This is a genomic window from Aequorivita sediminis, from assembly GCF_032080575.2.
GTDB classification, from domain to species: domain Bacteria; phylum Bacteroidota; class Bacteroidia; order Flavobacteriales; family Flavobacteriaceae; genus Aequorivita; species Aequorivita sediminis.
This window is the reverse complement of sequence record NZ_JAVLSO020000035.1, coordinates 1-959: the sequence shown is the minus strand read 5'-3', so window position 1 is coordinate 959 and position 959 is coordinate 1. Positions and strand designations below refer to the sequence as shown.

The window sequence follows — 959 nt, the reverse complement described above, 5'->3', positions numbered from 1 at the left end:
TAAGAATCGAAAATAATATCGTTTTAAAGCCGCTCTAGATAACAATGGATTCATTATTTTTAGTCCGAAGTGAGTTGATGCACAGACTCACGTTGGCAATAATTTGAATGAAAAACGTAATCCGAACATTATTAGTGATTTGCATTATACAGAGTTGTTCAAAAAAGAACATCGATAATGACTTGCTCGGAAATTGGAGTTCGACTAAAAGTGCTAATATTGTCGATTTAGAATTCTTTAAAGATTCATTAATTCAAAATTCTTGGGAAAGAACAACAAAATTCTCTTGGACAAGCAATGGTTCAAAAATCTACTATACGCAACTAACAAATCTTAACCCTGAATTAGAAACTGATTTTATTCTAGAATATAAACTGAATGCACAAAAAGATACTTTGTTTGTAAAGACAGAAACCGATTCTTCTTTTACCAATCAATTCCTTAAAATTAAAAACGGACTTCAATATTTAAAGAAAAATATAAATCTTGATTTTGACCTTCCTAAAAAAGAGAACGGACTAATCTCAAGCGGAAATAAAAAATTTGATTTTAATATTTATGTCGGATTTAAAAATGGAAAATTAGTAGCAAAAACAGATAGATATATAAATCTAGATGGAATTCAAAGTGAAATTTATGACTTAATATTTTCAATTAAAGAGCAAGAAAAGGAACAAATTAAATATTTACTATTCGCTGACAAAAGAGTTCCTGAAAAAGAAATCGACTCAATAAAAAACCTTCTAAAAGAAACAACTATCAAAAAAATATTTAGAGTTTATACCAATGAGCAAGTTGATTATGAAAAAACAGACTGGAAAGACGAACTTAATTGGTTTGGAGAATATGAATAAAAACTATTGCCAACAAAGTACTGTGGTAAAAAACAAGTAAAAATGTATTAATTTTTCACCATGGTACTTCTGTAACTATCCTCATATATTAGTCCAGATTTAGCA

1 protein-coding gene is annotated in these 959 nt (G+C 28.2%); it reads left to right on the top strand.

The window, feature by feature from the left end:
- Nucleotides 1-107: 107 nt before the first annotated feature.
- Entirely contained in the window at nucleotides 108-854 is a 747-nt protein-coding gene (locus RT250_RS13505) for a hypothetical protein (RefSeq protein WP_313115417.1), read from the top strand.
- Nucleotides 855-959: the final 105 nt, after the last annotated feature.

Coding starts and splice junctions, on each gene's coding strand:
- RT250_RS13505 (WP_313115417.1), top strand. CDS start 108: ATGAAAAACGTAATCCGAACATTATTAGTGATTTGCATTATACAGAGT.